The sequence below is a fragment of the Pseudomonas donghuensis genome (genome assembly GCF_000696345.2).
GTDB classification, from domain to species: Bacteria; Pseudomonadota; Gammaproteobacteria; order Pseudomonadales; family Pseudomonadaceae; genus Aquipseudomonas; species Aquipseudomonas donghuensis.
On record NZ_CP071706.1, the window covers coordinates 3,372,247 to 3,394,354 of the forward strand.

The 22,108-nt window shown below is 65.2% G+C and carries 13 protein-coding genes; 10 read left to right on the forward strand and 3 right to left on the reverse strand.

Annotated elements, in window-relative coordinates; all coding sequences use genetic code 11:
- Positions 1-5: 5 nt before the first annotated feature.
- Positions 6-1,064, reverse strand: coding sequence for an ABC transporter substrate-binding protein (locus BV82_RS15695; protein ID WP_036995169.1), 1,059 nt, complete (start codon positions 1,062-1,064; stop codon positions 6-8).
- 310 nt (positions 1,065-1,374) lie between these two features.
- Here BV82_RS15695 and BV82_RS15700 point away from each other — a divergent pair, with 310 nt between their 5' ends.
- From BV82_RS15700 to BV82_RS15735, 8 genes are all read left to right on the forward strand, one after another.
- On the forward strand, positions 1,375-2,592 hold the full coding sequence (locus BV82_RS15700) for an acyl-CoA dehydrogenase family protein (RefSeq protein ID WP_103143284.1): 1,218 nt from the start codon (positions 1,375-1,377) through the stop codon (positions 2,590-2,592).
- A gap of 31 nt (positions 2,593-2,623) precedes the next feature.
- Positions 2,624-4,393 carry an ABC transporter ATP-binding protein gene (locus BV82_RS15705; RefSeq protein ID WP_036995171.1) on the forward strand — a complete coding sequence of 590 codons (1,770 nt, stop codon included), beginning with the start codon at positions 2,624-2,626 and terminating at the stop codon, positions 4,391-4,393.
- Positions 4,386-6,224 (forward strand): ABC transporter ATP-binding protein, encoded by a 1,839-nt coding sequence (locus tag BV82_RS15710; protein ID WP_036995173.1) that lies wholly within the window; start codon positions 4,386-4,388, stop codon positions 6,222-6,224. The genes BV82_RS15705 and BV82_RS15710 overlap by 8 nt, the downstream gene beginning before the upstream one ends.
- Positions 6,225-6,426: 202 nt before the next feature.
- Positions 6,427-7,581, forward strand: coding sequence for an LLM class flavin-dependent oxidoreductase (locus tag BV82_RS15715; protein ID WP_036995174.1), 1,155 nt, complete (start codon positions 6,427-6,429; stop codon positions 7,579-7,581).
- Positions 7,582-7,593: 12 nt separating this feature from the next.
- Positions 7,594-8,634, forward strand: coding sequence for an ABC transporter substrate-binding protein (locus tag BV82_RS15720; protein ID WP_036995175.1), 1,041 nt, complete (start codon positions 7,594-7,596; stop codon positions 8,632-8,634).
- 30 nt (positions 8,635-8,664) lie between these two features.
- Positions 8,665-9,723, forward strand: coding sequence for an ABC transporter substrate-binding protein (locus BV82_RS15725; protein ID WP_036995176.1), 1,059 nt, complete (start codon positions 8,665-8,667; stop codon positions 9,721-9,723).
- Positions 9,724-9,927: 204 nt separating this feature from the next.
- Positions 9,928-12,165 (forward strand): TonB-dependent receptor, encoded by a 2,238-nt coding sequence (locus tag BV82_RS15730; protein WP_036995177.1) that lies wholly within the window; start codon positions 9,928-9,930, stop codon positions 12,163-12,165.
- Between the two features lie 37 nt (positions 12,166-12,202).
- Positions 12,203-14,662 (forward strand): TonB-dependent receptor plug domain-containing protein, encoded by a 2,460-nt coding sequence (locus BV82_RS15735; RefSeq protein ID WP_036995178.1) that lies wholly within the window; start codon positions 12,203-12,205, stop codon positions 14,660-14,662.
- 98 nt (positions 14,663-14,760) lie between these two features.
- Here BV82_RS15735 and nfuA read toward each other — a convergent pair whose 3' ends face one another.
- Both nfuA and BV82_RS15745 read right to left on the reverse strand, forming a co-directional pair.
- Complete coding sequence (gene nfuA, locus BV82_RS15740) at positions 14,761-15,345, reverse strand: Fe-S biogenesis protein NfuA (RefSeq protein ID WP_010223686.1); 585 nt, start codon at positions 15,343-15,345, stop codon at positions 14,761-14,763.
- An 85-nt stretch (positions 15,346-15,430) separates the two neighbouring features.
- Positions 15,431-17,731: a fatty acid cis/trans isomerase gene (locus BV82_RS15745; RefSeq protein WP_036995179.1), complete on the reverse strand. Its 2,301-nt coding sequence runs from the start codon at positions 17,729-17,731 to the stop codon at positions 15,431-15,433.
- Between the two features lie 156 nt (positions 17,732-17,887).
- On the opposite strand from BV82_RS15745, the gene metH reads away from it, so the two are divergent.
- Positions 17,888-21,595, forward strand: coding sequence for a methionine synthase (metH, locus tag BV82_RS15750; protein ID WP_036995181.1), 3,708 nt, complete (start codon positions 17,888-17,890; stop codon positions 21,593-21,595).
- 117 nt (positions 21,596-21,712) lie between these two features.
- Positions 21,713-21,931, forward strand: a complete 219-nt coding sequence (locus tag BV82_RS15755; RefSeq protein ID WP_010223692.1) for a DUF2970 domain-containing protein — start codon at positions 21,713-21,715, stop codon at positions 21,929-21,931.
- Positions 21,932-22,108: the final 177 nt, after the last annotated feature.

Below are 22,108 nucleotides of genomic sequence, written 5' to 3' on the forward strand. Positions count from 1 at the left end.
CTCCTTTAAGCGCGGGCGCGGCGTTCGGCCAGCAGTTGTTGGGCGGCTTGCAGTGGACGCGGGTCGACCCAGTCGGCCAGGGCAAAATCGGCTTCGAGAAAGCCGTGCAGGTTGAGGAAGGTTTTCTGGATGTCGAGGTAGGCCAGGCGCTCGGCCGAAAGGTCCGGGGCCAGGGTGGTATGGAAGTCGCCGCGGTAGGCTTGATCGACGCCTTCGGCACCGGCGCGGGTTTCGTCCTGAAGGATGCGCAGCAGGCCGGCGCGGTTATCGCGGGCCCAGTCGGCGGCGCGCAGGGTCTGGGCGAGAAAGCGCACCACCAGCTCGAAGTGATCGTCGAGCAGGCTCTGGTGCACGGTGATCGGCCGTGGCGTGCCGTTGTTGATGCGCAAGCGTGGGTCTTCGATCTGGTCCAGGTCGATACCCACCACCAGGCCCAGGCGCCGGGCAGCGTCGGCGGCGGCAGCGCCCTTGACGTAGACCGCATCGACCTCGCCGCGCACCAGGTAATCCAGGCCCGACCACAGGCGCTGCAACCCCTGCTGCGGGGTCGGCGCATCGTCCTGGGAGTGCAGCGCCACTTCCACCAGCTGGACATCATCGAAGCTCAGCCCGGCCAGGCTCAGGGCACCTTTGTAGCCGTGCAGGCTCATGGCCCGGGCGATGCTGCCGGGGCGGTTGGCGCCCCAGGCCGGCAGAGCCAGGCGCTTGCCTTTAAGGTCGGCGGCGCTGCGAATGCCTGAGTCGGGGCGAACCAGGATGGTCTGCCACTCCTCGATCCAGGTCAGGCCGATCAGGCGGCTCGGCGCACCGGCGGCGCGGGCGGCCAAGGCCGGGACATTACCGCCCTCGCGAAACAGCCCGGGCAGTTGGTGATCGTAGTGGTGATGGCCCAGTTGCCGGGCTTCCTGCAGGGTGTGTACCGGCAGGCCGTCGGCGGCGAATTCTTCCGTGAGCCAGCCCAGGGTATAGGCGATGCCGGAAGCGGTCGGCACCGGGCAGCGGGTAAACCAGAGTTGCTCAAGCGAAGTTGTGGTAGGCAGCGGCAAGGTGGCGGCGATTGTCATGGGCATGCTCCATCAAGCGGATCGAATCGGCCAGGTGGCCTTTGCCTGAGGTATTGCAGCGCCCGTGCCAACTCGGCAAGGCCCTGATTTCATTGGACCTTGCCCTTTGTCAAAGGCATCGACTGCTGATCTGCCAGCAGTTGTGCCGCAGCCCTGCTGCTGCCAGAGCAACAATCACCCGCCGATTGCTGCTCCAGCAACACCCGGCCTTGGCAAACGCTGCGCAAGCCTTGCTGCGCGGGGCTTTGCCGCCAATGGCACAGAACCTGCTCAAGGCCCTGGGTACCTGTTCATTCAAGGAAGCCCTATCGTGAGTACCCTGCCCCGTCGCCTGCACAGCCCCGCCCAGGCCATCGCCGCGGCCCATGAGATTGCCGAGGCCATCGCCGCCCTCGCCGCCGACCCGTTGCTCAACCGCGAACTGCCCCGGCGCCAGGCGCAGTTGCTGTCCGACAGCGGCATCACCGCCATCGGTGTACCCGCAGCGCTGGGCGGCCTGGGCGCGTCGGTAGAAACCATCGTTGAAACCGTGCGCATCATCTCCCGCGCCGACGGCGGCGTCGGCCAGTTACTGCAGATTCACAACGTGATGCTGCGCGGCGTGCTCAGCGGCTACCCGGACGAGGTGCGCGACGGCGTGGTCAGCGACGTGCTGGCCGGCAAGCGCCTGGGCAATGCCCTGGCCGAGGTCGGCGGCAAGAACAAGTTCGCCCTCAAGACCCGGGTCGAGCGCCGCGCCGATGGCAAGCTGATCCTCAACGGCAGCAAGTTCTACTCCACCGGCGCCTACCTGGCCGAGTGGATCTCGCTGACCGCCGCCAGCGATGACGGCGGCGCCGGGGTGCTGCTACAGCGCGACACGCCCGGCCTGACCCTGGTCGACGACTGGGACGCCTTCGGCCAGAACAATTCGGTCAGCGGCACGGTGATCTTCGACAACATCGAACTGGACGAACGCTACTTACTGCGTCGCCAGGGCCCGATGAAGCGCACCGGCCTGACCTTCCCGCAGATCCTCCACGCCGCCATCGACACCGGCATCGCCGCCGGCGCCTTGCAGGCCGGCATCGACTACCTCAACCAGCACGCCCGGCCGTGGGTCGAGAGTGAGGTGGAACGGGCCAGTGACGAGCCGCATATCATCCGCCAGATCGGCGAATACGCGGTGGCCCTGCGCGCGGCCGAATCGTTGCTGCGCGACGCCGCGCGAACCTTCGACGCCCATGAGCGGGAGCCGGACAACAAGGCCCTGGAAGACGAGCTGATCCTCTCGGTGGCTACCGCCCGCGCCCATGCCGATGGTGCTTCGCTGAAAATCTCCAGCGACATCTTCTCGCTGCTCGGTGCCAGTTCATCCTTGAGCAAGTGGAACCTCGACCGCTTCTGGCGCAACGCCCGCGTGCACACCACCCACGACCCGATCCGCTGGCGCCTGCACCACGTCGGCAACTACTACCTCAACGGCATCGACCCGGGCGAATACACCGCCATCCTCAATGCCAAGCAAAAGGCCGGCGCCAGCCGCTGAGCACACACTTTCCTTCTGCCGCGAGTCCTTCATGAGCCCTCGACACCCGCTGCTGCGCAGCCTGGCGATCTACCGCGAAATGCCCTGGCGTTTCGCTCTGGTCGCCGGGCTGTTCGTTTCCATCAACCTCGGGCTGGTCTGGCAGCAATGGCTGATCGGCCACGCCCTCAACGAGGTCAGCGCCGGCACGGCGGTGCAGCGCCTGGCCGATGGTAGCCTCGACAGCCAGCGCGCCTGGCGCTGGTTCTGGCTGATCCTCGGCGTGGCCCTCGGCCGGGCGCTGTTGCAGTACGCCGCCGCCATCGGCTCGCTGATCCTCGGCCAGGCATTGCTGACGCGCCTGCGCGAACGCCTGCTCGAACAGGTGTTGCGCCTGCACCTGGGCTATCACTGGCAGCATGGCATGGGCGAGATGGTCACCCGCACCACTCGCGATGCCGACAAGGTTCGCGATGCGCTGGTGAGCTTCTGGCGGCAATTGATCGAAACGCCGTTGGTGGTGCTGGCCACCGTCGGCCTGCTGGCCTGGTACGACCCGTTGCTGGCTCTCGGGCCGTTGCTGCTGACGGTGCTCGGGGTGTGGATTTTCGTCCTGCAGACCGAGCGCCTGGTGAGCCTCGACCGCGCGGTCGGCGCCGCCTACGACCGGGTCAACCAGGACCTGGCCGAAGGCATTGGCGCGGTGCGGGTGATCAAGTCGTTCGGCCTGCAGGCCCAGCGCATCGCCGGCTTCGAGCGCCAGGTTGTGCAGTTCAGCGCCCTGGCCCGCCAGGCCCTGGCCTACGCCAGCTCGCGGATACCGCTGCCGCAGGCGGTGGTGGCGCTGGGGCATGTGTGGATACTAGTGATGGGTGCACGATTGGTCGCAGAAGGCCGGATCGGCATTGGCGAACTGGTGACCTCGCTGCTGATCGCCACCACCCTGGTGTTTCGCATCGAAGGCATTGGCCGGGTGATGCAGACCTTCGCCGACGCCCGCGCCTCGGCCGGGCGTATCTGGCAGTTGCTGGATGCGCCGGCGCTGATTGTCGGCGGTAGTCAGCGCTTGCCCGAGGGGCCGTTAGGGCTGAGGCTCGAAGACGTCAGCGTGGCCGCCCCCGGCGGTGGCCAGGCGATCCTGCGCCACTGCGCCTTCGAGCTGGCACCCGGTGAAACCGTCGCCCTGGTCGGCGCTACCGGCACCGGCAAGAGCCTGCTGGCCAGCCTGTTGCCTCGCCTGACCGATGCTGCCGAAGGCCGTGTGCTGCTCGGCAACGCGCAATCCGGCTGGCAGGACATTCGCTACCTGGACCTGAGCGACCTGCGCCGGCGCGTGCATGTACTGCCCCAGGAGAGCTTCCTGTTTGCCGACAGCCTCGCCGCCAACCTGCGCCTGAGCGCCCCCGGCGCCAGCGGCCAGCAACTGCTCCAGGCCCTGCACCAGGCCGCCGCCGAGGATATCCTCGAACGCTTGCCCGATGGCCTCGACAGCCCGCTCGGCGATCGCGGCGTGACCCTCTCCGGCGGCCAGCGCCAGCGCTTGTGCCTGGCCCGGGCATTGCTCGCCGCGCCCGCCATTCTCTGCCTGGACGACGCCACCAGCGCCCTCGACGCGCACAGCGAAGGCCGAGTGCTGGACAACCTGCGCCGGCAACCACAGGCCACTACCCTGCTGTTGATCGCCAGCAAGGTTTCCACCGTGCAACGCGCCGACCGCGTGCTGCTGCTCGACAATGGCGCCATCGCCGACAGCGGTACCCACGCGCAACTGCTGCAACGCAACCCGACCTACCGTGACCTGCTGGGGATCGACCATGGCTAAGCCACTGCCGGGCAACGCCCTGAGCGATATCGAAATCGAAGAACTGCTGGCCAAAAAAGCCCTCGACCGCAGCATGTTCCAGCGCCTGCTGCCGTTGCTGCGGCCGGTGCGCAAGCAGATCGCCTGGGTGATTGGCCTGGAGCTGGTGCTGGTGTTCACCGTGTTCCTGCGCCCTTGGTTCGTCCGTGAACTGCTCGACCGCGGCCTGATCCACGACGGCAACCGCTGGCTGCTCGACCAGCCACTGGTGCTATGGCTGGGGTTGGGGCTTACGGCCAGTTGGCTGGGGCGTTTTCTACTTGCCGGGGTGTCGCAGTACATTGCCGGCAGCGCCGCCATCGGCGTGCTCAACCAGTTGCGGGTGCGGGTGTTTGCCCATGTCCAGGCCTTGAGCGTCGGCTACTTCGATCGCACCCGCGCCGGGCGCATCATTTCCCGCGCCGACCGCGACGTCGATGCCCTGGAGCCGCTGCTGATCCAGGGCCCGCCGGAGCTGCTCGGCGCCCTGCTGCGCTGCAGCCTGGCGGCCGTGATGCTGTGGCTGATCGAACCGCTGTTCTTCTTCAGCCTGATCGGTAGCGTGCCCTTGCTGCTGGCGGCGACCTGGGCCTTCAAGCGCATCGCCCAGCGCAACTGGGCCAAGGTCGCCGAACAGCGCAGCCGCTTTACCGCGCACCTGGTCGAGAGCGTCAGCGGCGTTCGCCTGTTGCAGCAGACCGGCCAGCAAGCGCCGAACCTGGCGCACTACCAGCAGTTGCTGCACGCCTTCAACAACGCGCTGATCGTCGGCAGTTTGCGCTCGGGCTGGTTCGCGCCCTTTACCGCCCTGCTCACCGCCGCCGGCATGGCGGTGCTGGTGCTGGTCGGCGGCAACAGCCTGGCCGCGGGCACCGTCACAGTCGGCCAGGTGGGCGAGAGCCTGTTCTACGTGATGCTGTTCCTCGGGCCATTGCAAGAGCTGACCGACCTGTTCGAACGCTACGCGACCGGTTCCGCCTCGGCCCAACGGATCTTCCTGTTGCTCGACACGGCGCCGCAGATCCTCGACCCGCTTACCCCGGTTGACCTGCCCCGGGCCCGTGGCGAGGTGCATTTTCAACAGGTGCAGTTTGCCTACCTGCCACAGCCGGCCCGGCCGGTGATCGACGGCCTGGACCTGCGCATTCATGCCGGTGAAGTGCTGGCGATCGTCGGCCCGTCCGGGCATGGCAAAAGTACCCTGGTGCAGTTGCTCACGCGCTTCTACGAAGTCGACCGGGGCGCAGTGACCCTCGATGGCGTCGATATCCGCCAGCTCAGCCAGCAACAGTTGCGCCGCCATGTGGGTGTGGTGCTGCAGGACAACGTACTGTTCAACGGCAGCATTCTCGACAACCTGCGCCTGGCCGCACCGGATGCCGAGGATCAAACCCTGATTGCTGCGGTGCGCGAGCTGGGTGCCGACGAGGTGCTGGAACGCCTGCCCCATCGCTACGACACCCAGGTCGGGCCGCTGGGTAGCCACCTGAGCCAGGGCCAGCGCCAGCTGGTGTGCCTGGTGCGGGCGTACCTGGCCGACCCGGCGGTGCTGGTGCTGGACGAGGCCACCTCGGCGGTCGACGTGCACACCGAGCGGCGCATCCAGCGGGCACTGCGGCGGCTGTGCGAGGGGCGCACGGCGATCATCATCGCCCACCGCCTGGCGACCATCCGCGATGCCGACCGGATCGTGCTGATTCGCGAGGGCAGGCTGGTGGAGCAAGGGCCGCATCAACAGTTGTTGGCCAGGGGTGGCGAATATGCGGCGTTGTACCGGCGCTATCAGCATGGTGCTGAACTGCAAGCTAGTTGAGGGCCTTTTCGCGGGGCAAGCCCGCTCCCACAGCCTGTGGGAGCGGGCTTGCCAGCGATGCTGTTGTGCTGCAACCGCCGCAGCCACTGCTGACCCGCTGCTGCCCTGGCAACACCCCTGCCCTCAACCCCCTGTAATTCCGGGCCCGCGCGGCGTGGCATGGGCGTTGCACCAGTGTCCTCACATTCACCGAGGAACAGCCATGAGCACCGAATTCTTCTGGCGTCTGCCCCTGGGCACCGACGGCCCGCAACTGAGCACCGACAAGCACAACCGCGGCAGCTTCAGCCACACGCCCGGGCATATCGCCCCCGGCCTGCTGCAGGACGGCAGCGCCGACGGTTTCACCTACATCGACTACATCGCCCAGGTGGCCAAGGCCGCGGAACTTGCAGGCTTCGAAGGCGCGCTGTTGCCCACCGGCCCCGAGCCGTGGATCGCCGCCGCGGCCCTGGCCCGGGAAACCCGCCGGCTGCGCTTTCTGATCGCCTTCCAGGCCACCTGGACCCTGCCCGCCTACGCCGCCCAGCAGGCGGCGATCCTCCAGCACCTGAGCCACGGGCGCCTGGACTGGAACATCATCACCGGCGGCAACCCGGCCAGCCAGCGCGCCCAGGGCGACTTTCTCGACCACGACCAGCGCTACCAGCGCACCGGCGAGTTCCTCGACATCATCGCAGGGCTGTGGAACAACGAACGCTTCTCCTACGACGGCGACATCTACCGCCTGGAGAACGGCGCGCTGCCACCGCACCTGGGCAACGAGCGCAAGCCGGGGGTGTACTTCTCCGGGTTCTCCGACCCGGCACTGGACGTGGCCGCCCGTCACGCCGATGTCTACCTGAACTGGGCAGAGCCTGTTGAGCAGCTCAAACCGCATATCGAACGGGTGCGCGAACTGGCCGACAAGCAAGGCCGCACGGTGCGTTTCGGCCTGCGTGTCGACCTGTTCGCCCGTGAAACCGAAGACGCCGCCTGGCGCGACCTGCGGCGCCAGTTCGACAAGCTCGACGGCAAGCCCAGCGCCATCTCCAAGGCCTTCACCAGCGCCAGCGACTCGGTCGGCGGCGCGCGGCAAACGGCCTATCACCAGAACATCCAGCGCTTCGACGACCTGATCATCGGCCCCAACCTCTGGGCCGGTTTCGCCAAGGCCAAGCCGGGGCCGACCGTGGGCCTGGTGGGCAGCCACGAGCACATTGCCGAACGCCTGGCCGAATACCGCGACGCCGGCTTCTCGACCTTCATCCTGGCCGGCAACCCGCACCTGGAAGAAGCCCTGCGCATCGGCCAGGAGGTGCTGCCGCTGGTGCGCCAGGCGCCGGTCGCCAGCCTGCCCCTGACCGCCAGCGCCTGACCGGAGCCTTTCATGAGCACACCCCTCGATACCCTCTGGTACACCCGCTGCCCGGTGCCCACGGGGCTGGGCATCGCCGTGCAGCAAGGCTGGTTGCAGGACAGCCTGCGCAGCCTCGGCACCCAGGTGCAGTCGATCCGCGAGGCCGATGACGCCACAGTGCGCGAGTCGCACTTCGATCACAGCCTGCGCCATTCGGTGCGCCATGGCGGCAGCATCCCGGCGATCTGGGCCCGCGCCCAAGGCCGTGCCACGCGCCTGATCGGGCTGTCCTGGGCCGATGAAGCGCAGTTGATCCTGACCCGCGCCGACAGCGGCATTCACAGCATCCAGCAGCTGGCTGGCAAGCGTTTCGGCTTGCCCGACCGCGCCCGCGCGCAGATCGACTTCACCCGCGCCCAGGCCCTGCGCGGGCTGGAGAACGCGTTGAAGCTCGATGGCCTGCAGGTCGGCGACTTGCAGCTGGTCAACTACCGCTACGACAGCGGCTTCAGCGACAGCCCCGTGCGCGTTGTTGCCGGCAGCAGCGTGACCAGCAGTGAAGAGGCACGCAACCTGGAGCTGATCGGCCTGCTGCGCGGTGAAGTCGACGCGATCTTCCTCAAGGGTGCCAGCGCCGTGCAGCAGGCCCATGATTTTGGCCTGCGCACGCTGCTGGACATTGGCGCCCACCCCGACCCGCTGATCCGCAGCAACAACGGCACGCCGCGCACCCTCAGCGTCGATCAGGACCTGCTCGACCAGCACCTGCCCGTCGCCACCCGGGTGCTCGACAGCGTGCGGCGCGCCGAAGCCTGGGCTCACCAGCACCCGGAGCAGACCCGCCGCTACCTGGCCCTGGAAACCAACAGCAGCGAGTACTGGGTCAGCCGCGCCTACGGCGAAGACGCCCACAAGCGCCTGCACACCGCCCTCGACGAACAGGCCATCGCCGCCCTGCAGGACTTCATTGCCTTCCTGCAGCGCTGGCGCTTTATCCGCACGGCGTTCGATGTGCGCCAATGGATCGACCGCCGCCCCATGGACGGGCTGCATACCGCACTGGCCGGCTAACCGGCCACCTGACAAGGACTAGAACCGACAATGAGCACACCCCTCGATACCCTCTGGTACACCCACAGCCCGGTGCCCACCGGCCTTGGCATCGCCGTGCAAAGCGGGCGCCTGGCCGAAGCCTTCCAGCCGCTGGGCACCTCGATACAGTCGCTGCGTGAATCCAGCGAGCGCGAAGTGCGCGAAGCCCATTACGACCATCACCTGCGCAACTCGGTGCGCCACGGCGGCAACATTCCGGCGATCTGGGCTTACGCCAGCGGCGTGCAGACCCGCGTGCTGGGGCTGAGCTGGGCCGATGAGGTGCAGTTGATCCTGACCACCGAAGACAGTGGCGTGCGCACGGTTCGCGACCTGAAGAACCGCCGCTTCGGCCTGCCGAAATGGGCCAACGTGCAGATCGACTTCACCCGCGCCCAGGCCCTGCGCGGGCTGGAGAACGCGCTGAAACTCGAAGGCCTGAACGTGGCCGATGTCGAGCTGGTCGACTACCCCTATGGCGGCACTCACAGTGATGAACAGGTCACCCATGTGCATGGCGCAGCGGTGACCCTGGGGGTGAACCGGGTCAGCCGGCGCAACAACGAACTGATCGGCCTGCTGCGCGGGGATATCGATGCGATCTTCCTCAAGGGCGCCTCAGCGCTGCAACTGGCCCACGAGTTCGGCTTGCGGGTGGTGATCGACACCGGCTCCCACCCTGACCCGCTGATTCGTTCGAACAACGGTACGCCGCGCACCTTGACCGTGGATATCAACCTGCTGGAGCAGCACTTCGGTGCCTGCAAGCGCATCGTTGACGTGCTGCTGCGCACCGAGCAGTGGGCCTGGGCCAATGCCGATGAAACCCGGCGCTACCTGGCCCGTGAGCTGAACACCAGCGAGTACTGGGTGGCGGCGGCCTATGGCGAGGATGCCCATCGGCGCTTGCGCACCACGCTCGATAGCCGCTCGATCGAGGCGTTGCAGGATTTCACCGATTTTCTCCATCGCTGGGCCTTTATACCGCGGCGCTTCGATGTGCGTGAGTGGATTGATTTCAGGGTGCTGGAGGCGGTGATCGGCTCCACTTCGCGGGTCGCTACCTGATCGCGGGGCAAGCCCGCTCCCACCCTGTAGGAGCGGGCTTGCCCCGCGATTGCTGCCCCAGCAACAGGAATTCCACACCCCCTGCTGAATAGCTAACAATCACTCCCCAAAAATCCATTAAACACCCTTAAATACAGTAACTTACAAACATGGCACAAACCCTGCTCTATCCCCTTCAACTGCACATCCGGGGAGACCAGCAGCATGCACACACTTAACCCAATCGCCAAAGGCATCGGCCTGAGCATCCTGCTGGCCAGCCAGTCGCAACTGCTCAGGGCCGACGACAGCACCACACCGGCCCTGAAGACCGTCACGGTCACCGCCCAGCACCGCGAAGAAACCCTGCAGGAAGTCCCTGTGGCGGTCACCGCCGTGCAAGGCAGCAGCATCACCGCCGACGGCGTTCGGGCCATGGGCGACATCACCACGTTCATCCCCAACGCTTCAGCGAAGAACCCCGACGGCGACGGCCGCCCGCGCTGGTACATCCGCGGCCTGGGCACCGGCGACACTGGCGCTGCCACCGTCTACCCGGTGGGCATCTACGCCGACGACGTCTACCTCAATGCGCCGGTGGCCGGCGGCGGCCCGCTGTTCGACCTGGAGCGCATCGAGATCCTGCGCGGCCCGCAGGGCACCCTGTACGGCAAGAACACCACCGCCGGTGCGGTGAACATCATCTCCAAGAAGCCGGGCTTCGAGACCGACGGCTTTGGCACGATCGGTTTTGGCAGCAAGAACGAGCGCATCCTCAGTGGTGCCATCGGTGGCGCGCTGGTCGATGAGCGCCTGGCCGCACGGGTGTCGCTGTACTCCGAAGAGCGCGATGGCTTCACCCACAACCTGAGCAACGACCAGACCTACGGCGACGTCAACAAGAAGGCGGTGCGCGTGCAGTTTCTGGCCAAGCTCAACCCCGACCTGGAAGCGCTGTGGAAGATCCACGGCCGCCAGTTCAAGGGCGATGGCAGCAGCGGTTCGCTAACGCTCGGCCGCTACTACAACGTCGGTTACCAGCGCCCGGAAGGCCGGCGCATCGAGCTGAACGTCGATGAAGATGCCAAGCTCGACCACAACGGCACCTCGCTGACCCTGAACTGGGACATCGGCGACTACACGCTGACCTCGATCAGCGCCTACGACTACATCCGCAACCAGCAGCTCAGCGACGCCGACTACACCCCCTATGAAGTCAACGGCGCCGCCGACAGCGACAACCGCTACGACCAGTATTCCCAGGAGTTTCGCCTGGCCTCGCCGCAGCAGGAAACCCTGCGCTGGATGCTCGGCGCCCACTACTTCCACGAAACCCTCGACAGCAGCGCCCTGCGCACCGTCACTCCGGGGCCGACGCCCAATGGTACGGGCTCCAACCAGACTGGCGGCGTGGTGGACTTTCGCGACCTGAGCTACACCCACAAGACCGACAGCTACGCGCTGTTCGGCAACCTGGCTTACGACGTCACCGACAACCTGACGGTGACCGGCGGCCTGCGCTGGACCACCGAGAAAAAGGACATCGACCTGGACCTGGTGCAACTGACCCGCGCCACCGCCAACGGCCCGCTGATCCCGCTGACCGCCAACGGCAGCAACGGCTCCCAGGAAGAAGCCAAGCGCTGGGATGCCTGGACCTACGACCTGACCCCCGAGTACCGCATCAATGACAACCTGCGGGTGTTCTTCCGCTACGCCCATGGCTTCCGTTCCGGTGGGTTCAACACCGGGCTGTCGACCAGCCTCGCGCAGTTGACCACGGTCGATCCGGAAGAGCTGGACGCCTACGAGCTGGGGCTGAAGTCCGAATGGCTCGACCATCGCCTGACGGTCAACGCCAACCTGTTCTACTACGACTACCAGGACATCCAGGTCAACCTGCTGACGGTCAACAACGGCATCCTCACCACGGCGCTGACCAACGGTGCCAAGGGCAAGGTCAAGGGCGCCGAGCTCGAAATCGAGGGCCAGCCAACCGACGCCCTGCACCTGCGCGCGGCGCTGTCGTTCCTCGACACCGAATACACCGACTTCAAGAACACCAACCCCACCACCGGTGCTGTCACCGCCGACTACAGCGGCAACAGTTTCGTGCGTTCGCCGCGCTACGTGGTGTCGCTGGGTGGCGACTACACCATCCCGCTGGAGGTCGGCGGCAAGCTGGTGGCCGGTGCCGATGTCAGCTTCCGTGACCGCGAGTACTTCCTCGCCGATCGCCAGAGCAGCGCCGACCAGCCCCTCAACCAGCCGCACTACACCCTGGCCAATACCCGCCTGACCTGGTTCAGCCCGGATGAAAAGCTCAGCGTCACCGGTTTCGTCAACAACCTCACCGACCGCCGCTACCAGGTCCACGGCCGCCCCAACGGCACCGCCGGCCAGTACGTGATCACCTATGGCGACCCGCGCACCGTGGGCCTGAGTGTCACCAGCCGGTTCTGATCGCTGCACCTTTTGCGCCTTACAGGAGTCTGTTCCCATGTTCCGACCTACCCCCAAGGCCAGCGCCATCGCGCTGGTCATCGGCGGCTTCGGCGCGCCCGGCGTTTACGCCCAGGCGCCGGGCGCCAGCGACAGCAAGCTCGACACCGTGGTGGTGGTCGGCACCCGCCGCAGCGATGTCACCGCCCTGGAAAGCGCCGCCCCGGTGGATGTGCTCAGCGCCGAGCAGTTGCAGGAAACCGGCGCGCAGGATTTGTCCGGTGCGCTCACTGCGCTGTCGCCGTCGTTCAGCTTCCCGCAGTCGCCGCAAGGGGCCTTTGCCGGCTCCATTGCCCAGGGCGCTTCGTTGCGCGGCCTGGCCTCCGACCAGGTGCTGGTGCTGGTCAACGGCAAGCGCCGCCACAGCAGTGCCAACGTCACCCGCCAGGGCCTGGCCAACGGCCGCGGTGCGGCGGCGGTGGACTTGAGCCTGATCCCGCTCAGCGCCATCTCGCGGGTGGAGATCCTGCGTGATGGCGCCGCTGCCCAGTACGGCTCGGATGCCATCGCCGGGGTGATCAATATCGTGCTCAAGGAGAACGACGCCGGCGGCAACATCGGCTATCGTTTTGGCGGCTACGCCAAGGGCGACGGCCTGCAGCGCAAGCTCAGCGGCTGGAAGGGCCTGGCCCTGCCCAACGATGGTTTTCTCAACCTGAGTTTCGATGCCGGCAGCCAGGACCCGGCCAGCGACACCCGCCCGGACAACCGCATTTTCTACCCCGGCTCCCCCAGCATCAACAGCGAGCGCGAACAGAACAACCGCTACCGCACCTGGAACTGGGGCTCGGGCAATGTCTCCGACCAGTACAACCTGCTGGCCAACAGCGAGCTCGGCATCGGCGACGGCCTGACCGCCTACGGCTTTGCCACCTACGCGCACAAGAACACCGACGCCGAAGGCTTCTTCGACCCGCCGACAACCCTGCGCAACAACTACGGCAGCGTGGCCCTGCAGCGCTACCCGGACGGTCGTTTGCCGATCACCCGCTACAACCTTGAAGACTATGCCGTGACCGGTGGCGTGCGTTACGAAGACGATCAACTGGGCAAGTTCGACCTGGCGGCCAACTACGGCAACGACACGCTCAAGTCCACCGACCGCAATGCCATCAACCCCAGCTGGGGCAACGCCAGCCCGCAGAAGATCTACACCGGCGAGCGCGAGAACGAACAGACCAACCTGACCCTGGACTGGGTCCGCGACTTCCCTACCGACCTGCTGGCCAAGCCGCTGACCCTGTCGGCGGGCCTGGCCTGGCGCAAGGAGCACTACAGCCTGAGTGCCGGCGAAGCGGCTGGCTGGCAGAACGGGCCGCTGTTCAACACGCTCGACCCACTGAGTGGCCGGCGCATTCCCGGTTACTACGCAGGCATCACCCAGGTCGATGCCGCGTCGCTTGAGCGCAAGGTGTTCGGTGCCTATGTCGATGTCGAAGGGCAGATCACCGACAAGTTCCAGGCTGGGGTTGCGGTGCGTTCCGAGCATTATTCGGACTTTGGCGACACCACCAACGGCAAGCTGTCGCTGCGCTACGACTTCACCCCGCAAATCGCCGCACGCGGCAGCATCAGTTCCGGTTACCGCGCGCCATCGCTGGTGCAGAGCGGTTTGTCGTCGTTCAGCGTGCAGGTGGTCGAACAGCCTTCAGGCAGCGGCAACTGGGTCGAAGTACAGCAGCGCACCCTGCGCGCCGACAGCCCGGAGGCGGCCTTGCTCGGTGGCCGCGCATTGAAGCCCGAGGAGTCCACCAACCTGTCCCTGGGCCTGGTCTGGCGCCCGCTGAGCAACGCTTCGGTGACCCTGGATGCCTACCGCATCGATATCGACAACCGCATCACCCTCTCCGACCAGTTGCCCAGCAACGTGGTCGGGCCGATCTTTGCCGGCACGCCCTACGCCAACATCCAGAGTGCGGCGTTCTACACCAACATCGCCGACACCCGCACCGACGGCCTGGAACTGGCGGGGCAATACCAGTGGGACTTGCAGCAGTTTGGCCGGCTGAACCTCAACGCAGGCGTTGCCAAGACCCGCACGCGAATCACCGAGCTGCGCGATGTCGGCGGTATCAGCGGCGAGCAGATCGTCGGCCGCGCCACCCAGGGCCTGATCGAACACGGCACGCCGGAAGACAAGCTGACCTTGAGCGCCAACTGGCTTTACGAGAACTGGGGCGTGACCCTGACCCAGCGCCGTTATGGCCAGTGGCAGAGCCTGAACAGCAGCAACCCGAACCTGGACCAGACCTTCAGCCCGCAGTGGATCACCGACCTGGACCTGAGCTACAGCTTCGACCAGGGGCTGAAACTGTCGGTGGGCGCGATCAACCTGTTCGACAGCCATCCGGACAAGCTCGAAGGGCCGCAGTTGTACGGGGTGCCGAAGTATTCGATTACGTCGCCGGAGGGGGCGCAGGGGGCGTTTTACTATGCGAGTGTCAGTTATGACTTTTGAGGCTTGAAGACCGCCATCGCTGGCAAGCCAGCTCCCACAGGTACAGCATGCACCGAACCTTGTGGGAGCTGGCTTGCCAGCGATGGGGCCCTATGGAGCTAGTAGTAGGCGTTCTCTTTCTGACTGTGGTCAGTCACATCACGCACACCCTTGAGTTGCGGAATACGCTCGAGCAAGGTCCGCTCGATGCCTTCCTTCAAGGTCACGTCGGCCTGGCCGCAGCCCTGGCAACCGCCACCGAACTGCAGCACGGCAATACCGTCCTCGACCACTTCGATCAGGCTGACCTGGCCGCCGTGGCTGGCCAGCCCCGGGTTGATCTCGGTTTGCAGGTAGTAGTTGATGCGCTCGTTGATCGGGCTGTCTTCGTTGACCATCGGCACCTTGGCGTTCGGCGCCTTGATGGTCAGCTGGCCGCCCATGCGGTCGGTGGCGTAGTCGACCACGGCGTCCTCGAGAAACGGCACGCTGACCGCGTCGAGGTAGGCGGTGAAGGATTTAAGGCCCACCGCTTGGTCTTCCGGCTTCTCTTCGCCCGGCTTGCAGTAGGCAATGCAGGTCTCGGCGTAGGTGGTGCCCGGTTGGGTAATGAAAATGCGAATGCCAATACCCGGGGTGTTCTGCTTTTCCAGCAGATCGGCCAGGTAATCGTGCGCGGCGTCGGTAATAGTTATGGCGCTCATGGAAGTTCCTCACAGACTTGTCGGCAGTTTACGCCAACCTGGCCGCCGAACAAAGTCCTAGTAATTCTGTCGGAAAAGATCATGTTCAGAGATTCTCGTAGCGGTTCATGTCGAGCACGCCCGACTCTACCGGCTCGGTCTCCTTGATGTAGCTGTCGAGGTCATGGAAGTACTGCCAGAACTGCGGATGGCTGCGACGCACGCCCCAGCGCATGACAATACGCTCGAACTTGGCGGTGTCATCACGGGCCGCTTCCAGGTCCTCGACGAACTCCGGCACATCACTGGCCGGGACGTTGAAGATGAAGTTCGGGTAGCTGCTGAGCACGCCCGGCACCAGGGTCAGGGTGTCCAGGCCCGGCTGGTAACGGTAGGCCTCGCCGAGCATGAAGGCGACGTTGCTGTGGGCGCGGTTGCGCAGCAGGCTGTAGACCTGACGCTGGCCACCCGGCCCTTCGATGCGCAGCATGGTCGCTTCCGGCAACTGGTTGATCACCTTAAGGCCGGCCGCCGGGCGTGATACCAGGCGGCTCAGGGCCTGTTCGACATCGCGGAACGTTTCGCTCATCTGCGGGCGCGAGCAGTAGGCGCCCTGGCAACGGTTGATCGGGTCGGGCGCGGCATTGAGGCTACCGGTGCGCTGGATCAGCTTGAGGCCGAAGTCACGCTTGGGGTCGCGTTTATCCAGCTTCAGCGCGCTCGGGGTGTCGGTGTCGATGTCCTCATAGTCCATCCACATCTTCACCTTGCCGCTGTTCTGGTACCAGTCGCCGAGGATCGCAGCACGGGCATCGGCCGGCATCAGGCGCAGGAAGTTGACCTCGGCGCCATTGCGGATCAGGTCGAAGTACAGCCGCGTCTGCGCCTGGTGCGAGACGTTGCCATAGACGTCGAAGTTGACCGCCAGCTGGTAATAGGTGCGCTCGAACAGCGGGTAGTCGAACAGCCAGATGGTCTTCGGCACGTCACCGATCAGGCCCTTGCTCACCGAGGCGCTGTCGAAGTGGCGGAAGATGGTCAACAGCGCGTTGTCATTACCGGCCCACAGGGTCGACCAGCTCGGCGGCGGGACTTCGGCATAGGCATCGCGGCGCAGCTTTTCGTACTCGTTGCGCTTGTCGCGGTAGGCATGCCAGAGGGTCAGGATGCTGCCGACGTCGTCGATCTGCCCGGGCATGGCCAGCAGCGGCGTGGCCTGGCCGCGATACTCGGCATCGGTCAGGTAGCGGTCGTGGGCCGGTTCCTGGAACAGCGTCCAGAAGTTGTCGCGGATCACGTCGGTGGCGATCTGGCCACGGCACACCGGGCCACGGATGAAGGTGCGTACGAAGTACTCGGCGTTATCGAGCATGAACTGGTAACGGGCCACCGCCGGAATCGCTTCGAAGGTCTCGAACGGGTTGGCACGGTGGCGCGGGCCATAGCCGGGCAGCGCATTGGCGTGCCAGTCGCCGCTGTAGAACAGCTGCTTGACGCGCTTGAGCTTCTGCGGGCCCATCGGGTAGGTGATGTGGGTTTTATGCACGATCACGCCCTGCACCGGCATCAGCCGGTAATAGAAGTCGGTGCCCGGCGGGTCATTGGGCCGGCGCGTGGCGATCAGGTCGATCGGCTGGCCGCTTGGCGTGCGCGATCGCACCCACTGGAAGAAGTGCCCCTGCTCGCCACCGACAAAATGAATGTGGGCCAGGAACAGGTGCTCGTACAGCCAGCGGCCGACCAGCGCTTCGGTCGAACCCGGGCGGTTGAGCAGCGCCTCCCAGTCGGCGATCTGCGCGGCCTCTTTGGCGCTCGGCTGGATCGGGTTGTGCTCCACCGGCGCACCGGCCGCCAGCCAGCGTTGCAGGGTCTGGTACTGGGCATCGGTGAGGCCGGTGACCGCCAGCGGCATGCCCTCTTTCGGGTGTGCGCCGGCATAGGCGTCGAACTCGCCGGGCAGCGGGCACATGTTGTTGCGGTTCAGGCCCAGGACGATCTCCTCGGGCAGCTTGGCGTTGGGCGTCAGCGGGGTCTTGTGCCCCAGTTCGAGCATCCGCGCCATCAGCGCAGCCTGGCTGCCCTGGTTGTCGAGTACCGAGTAAAAGCCCTTGCGCTGCCAGGCTTGCGTGCTGTTGGCGTCGTAGAACAGCCGCGTCGGCGCCACCGCCGTGCTGCGGTCGCCCTGGTACACCGGCACTTTCGAAGCGCCCCGCGAGGCACCCTCGGCACTGCCCAGGTTCAGCTGGCAGGCCGCGTCGTTGCAGGCGTGGCAGGCCACGCATTTCTCGGTAAAGATCGGTTGGATGTCCCGGGTATACGAAATAGCCGAGCTTGATTGAGGGGCTTGCCCCAACGCCACGCCGCTGATGAACAGAGCGAAAGCGCCGGCAAGTAAGCGATGCACCATGTGCCGAATGTCCTGGGTATTGATAGCTTCACGATTCTACCGGTGCTGGCGGCGTGCCAACATGAATGAAATTCATGTAAATCTTCAACACGTCTAAAAACCGCGCAGCTTTGTTATTATTCCGCAACTTTTGTATTTGCCCGACCAGGTAGTCCTATGTCTGACCGCAGCGCTCGTTTCCAAGCACTTCAGCAAGCACTCAAAGAGCGCATCCTGATTCTCGATGGCGGCATGGGTACTATGATCCAAAGCTACCGCCTCGAGGAACACGACTATCGTGGCACGCGCTTCGCCGATTGGCCAAGCGATGTCAAAGGCAACAACGACCTGTTGCTGCTGTCGCGCCCCGACGTCATCGCCGCTATCGAGAAAGCCTACCTGGACGCCGGCGCCGACATTCTCGAAACCAACACCTTCAACGCCACGCAGATTTCCCAGGCCGACTACGGCATGGAAGCACTGGTCTACGAGCTCAACGTGCAAGGCGCGCGCGTCGCCCGCCAGGTGGCCGACGCCAAGACCCTCGAGACGCCGGACAAACCACGCTTCGTTGCCGGCGTACTCGGCCCGACCAGCCGCACCTGCTCGATTTCCCCCGACGTCAACGACCCGGGCTACCGCAACGTCACCTTCGATGTGTTGGTAGAAAACTACATCGAGGCCACCCGCGGCCTGATCGAGGGCGGCGCCGACCTGATCCTGATCGAAACCATCTTCGACACCCTCAACGCCAAGGCGGCGATCTTCGCCGTGCAGCAGGTGTTCGAGGAGGACGGCGTCGAACTGCCGATCATGATCTCCGGGACCATCACCGACGCCTCCGGCCGGACCCTGTCGGGGCAGACCACCGAAGCCTTCTGGAACTCGGTGCGCCACGCCAACCCGATCTCCGTGGGCCTGAACTGCGCCCTCGGCGCCAAGGACCTGCGCCCCTACCTCGAAGAGCTGTCGACCAAGGCCGGCACGCATGTCTCGGCGCACCCCAACGCCGGCCTGCCGAACGCCTTCGGTGAATACGACGAAACCCCGGCCGAGATGGCCGTGGTGGTCGAAGAGTTCGCCGCCAGCGGCTTTTTGAACATCATTGGCGGTTGCTGCGGCACCACCCCCGGGCATATCCAGGCAATTGCCGAAGCGGTGGCCAAGTACCCGCCACGGGCCATTCCGGACATCCCCAAGGCGTGCCGGTTGTCGGGCCTGGAGCCGTTCACCATCGACCGCAACTCGTTGTTCGTCAACGTCGGTGAGCGCACCAACATCACCGGTTCCGCCAAGTTCGCCCGGCTGATCCGCGAAGAGAACTACACCGAAGCCCTGGAAGTCGCCCTGCAGCAAGTCGAGGCCGGCGCCCAGGTGATCGACATCAACATGGACGAAGGGATGCTCGATTCCCAGGCAGCCATGGTCAAGTTCCTCAACCTGATCGCCGGCGAGCCGGACATCTCCCGCGTACCGATCATGATCGACTCCTCCAAATGGGACGTGATCGAAGCGGGCCTCAAATGCATCCAGGGCAAGGGCATCGTCAACTCGATCTCGATGAAAGAAGGCGTCGAGGCCTTCAAGCATCACGCCAAGCTGTGCAAGCGCTACGGCGCCGCCGTGGTGGTGATGGCCTTCGACGAGGTCGGCCAGGCCGACACCGCTGCGCGCAAACGCGAGATCTGCCAGCGCAGCTACGACATCCTGGTCAATGAAGTGGGCTTCCCGCCGGAAGACATCATCTTCGACCCGAACATCTTCGCCGTCGCCACCGGCATCGAAGAGCACAACAACTACGCCGTCGACTTCATCGAAGCCTGCGCCTACATCCGCGACCATCTGCCCTACGCCCTGACCTCGGGCGGGGTATCCAACGTGTCGTTCTCGTTCCGCGGCAACAACCCGGTGCGCGAGGCGATCCACTCGGTGTTCCTCTACCACGCGATCCAGAATGGCCTGACCATGGGTATCGTCAACGCCGGCCAGCTGGAGATCTACGACGAAATCCCGCCAGCCTTGCGCGAGAAGGTCGAGGACGTGGTGCTCAACCGCACCCCGCACGGCACCGACGCCCTGCTCGCTATCGCCGACGACTACAAGGGCGGTGGCGCGGTCAAGGAAGTCGAGAACGAAGAATGGCGCTCGCTGCCGGTCGACAAGCGCCTGGAACACGCGTTGGTCAAAGGCATCACTGCCTTTATCGTCGAAGACACCGAAGAATGCCGCCAGCAGTGCGCGCGCCCCATCGAGGTGATTGAAGGCCCGCTGATGAGCGGCATGAACGTGGTCGGTGACCTGTTCGGCGCCGGCAAGATGTTCCTGCCCCAGGTGGTCAAGTCCGCGCGGGTAATGAAGCAGGCGGTGGCCCATCTGATTCCGTTCATCGAAGCGGAAAAAGGCGACAAACCCGAAGCCAAGGGCAAGATCCTCATGGCCACGGTCAAGGGCGACGTGCACGACATCGGCAAGAACATCGTCGGCGTGGTGCTCGGCTGCAACGGCTATGACATCGTCGACCTTGGGGTCATGGTCCCGGCCGAGAAGATCCTGCAGACCGCCCGCGAGCAGAAGTGCGACATCATCGGCCTGTCCGGGCTGATCACCCCGTCGCTGGACGAGATGGTCCATGTTGCCCGTGAGATGCAGCGCCAGGACTTCCACCTGCCGCTGATGATCGGCGGCGCCACCACCTCCAAGGCGCACACGGCGGTGAAAATCGAGCCCAAATACAGCAACGACGCGGTGATCTACGTCACCGACGCCTCGCGTGCCGTGGGGGTCGCCACCCAGTTGCTGTCCAAGGAGCTCAAGCCGGGCTTCGTCGAAAAGACCCGCCAGGACTACGTTGAAGTCCGCGAGCGCACCGCCAACCGCAGCGCCCGCACCGAGCGCCTGAGCTACGAGCAGTCGATTGCCGCCAAGCCGAAATACGACTGGGCCGCTTATCAGCCGGTGGTACCGAGCTTCACCGGCGTCAAAGTGCTGAAGGACATCGACCTCAAGGTGCTGGCCGCCTACATCGACTGGACGCCGTTCTTCATTTCCTGGGACCTGGCCGGCAAGTACCCGCGCATCCTCACCGACGAAGTGGTCGGCGAAGCGGCCACCGCGCTGTTCAAGGATGCCCAGGAGATGCTCGCCAAGCTGATCGACGAGAAGCTGATCAGCGCCCGCGCGGTGTTCGGTTTCTGGCCGGCCAACCAGGTCAACCATGACGACATCGAAGTCTATGGCGCCGACGGCCAGCCGCTGGCACAACTGCACCACCTGCGCCAGCAGACCATCAAGCCGGACAACAAGCCGAACTTCTCCCTGGCCGACTTCGTTGCGCCAAAAGAGACCGGCATCACCGATTACGTCGGTGGCTTCATCACCACCGCCGGCATCGGCGCCGAGGAAGTGGCCAAGGCTTACCAGGACAAGGGCGACGACTACAACTCGATCATGGTCAAGGCCCTCGCCGACCGCCTGGCCGAGGCCTGCGCCGAGTGGCTGCATGAACAGGTGCGGAAAAACTACTGGGGTTATGCCAAGGACGAGCACCTGGACAACGAGGCGCTGATCAAGGAGCAGTACGCGGGTATCCGCCCTGCCCCGGGCTACCCGGCCTGCCCGGACCACACCGAGAAGGAAACCCTGTTCCGCCTGCTCGACGGCACCGCCATCGGCGAAACCGGCCCCAGCGGCGTGTTCCTCACCGATCACTTCGCCATGTTCCCGGCGGCGGCGGTCAGCGGCTGGTACTTCGCTCACCCGCAGGCGCAGTACTTTGCCGTGGGCAAGGTCGACAAGGACCAGGTGCAGAGCTACACGGTGCGCAAGGGGCAGGACCTGAGCGTAAGCGAGCGCTGGCTGGCGCCTAACCTTGGGTATGACAACTGAAGCTGCAAGCTGCAAGCCACAAGCTGCAAGAGGGCGCATCAGCCTCTTGTAGCTTGTAGCTTGTAGCTTGCAGCTTCCGTCTACACTGGGGGAGATGCCTTCTATAAGGAGCCCCTCATGGACGAACCCGCCCAAGGCAAACCCCCAACCTTCTGGCAGATGCTGCAAAGCATCCTGGCGGCGGCGTTCGGGGTGCAAAGCGGCAAGAACCGCGCCCGCGACTTCAACCACGGCAAGGCCAGCCACTTTATTGCGCTGGGCACCGTGTTCACCTTGCTTTTCATTCTGGTACTGATCGGGCTGGTGCAACTGGCCATGCACCTTACCGCCCGCTAAACAGCAGTCCGCCCGCAGATATCCCTTCTGCGGGCGGTTCACTGTTACCCATCGCGTGATGTCACTGGTGGCTGACCCAATACACGGCGGTCACCACCACCAGGATGATCAGACAGAGTATCGCCCAGGCATCGACACTGCTGTCAGGCTTACCCGCTTTGGTCGAATTTCCCATTG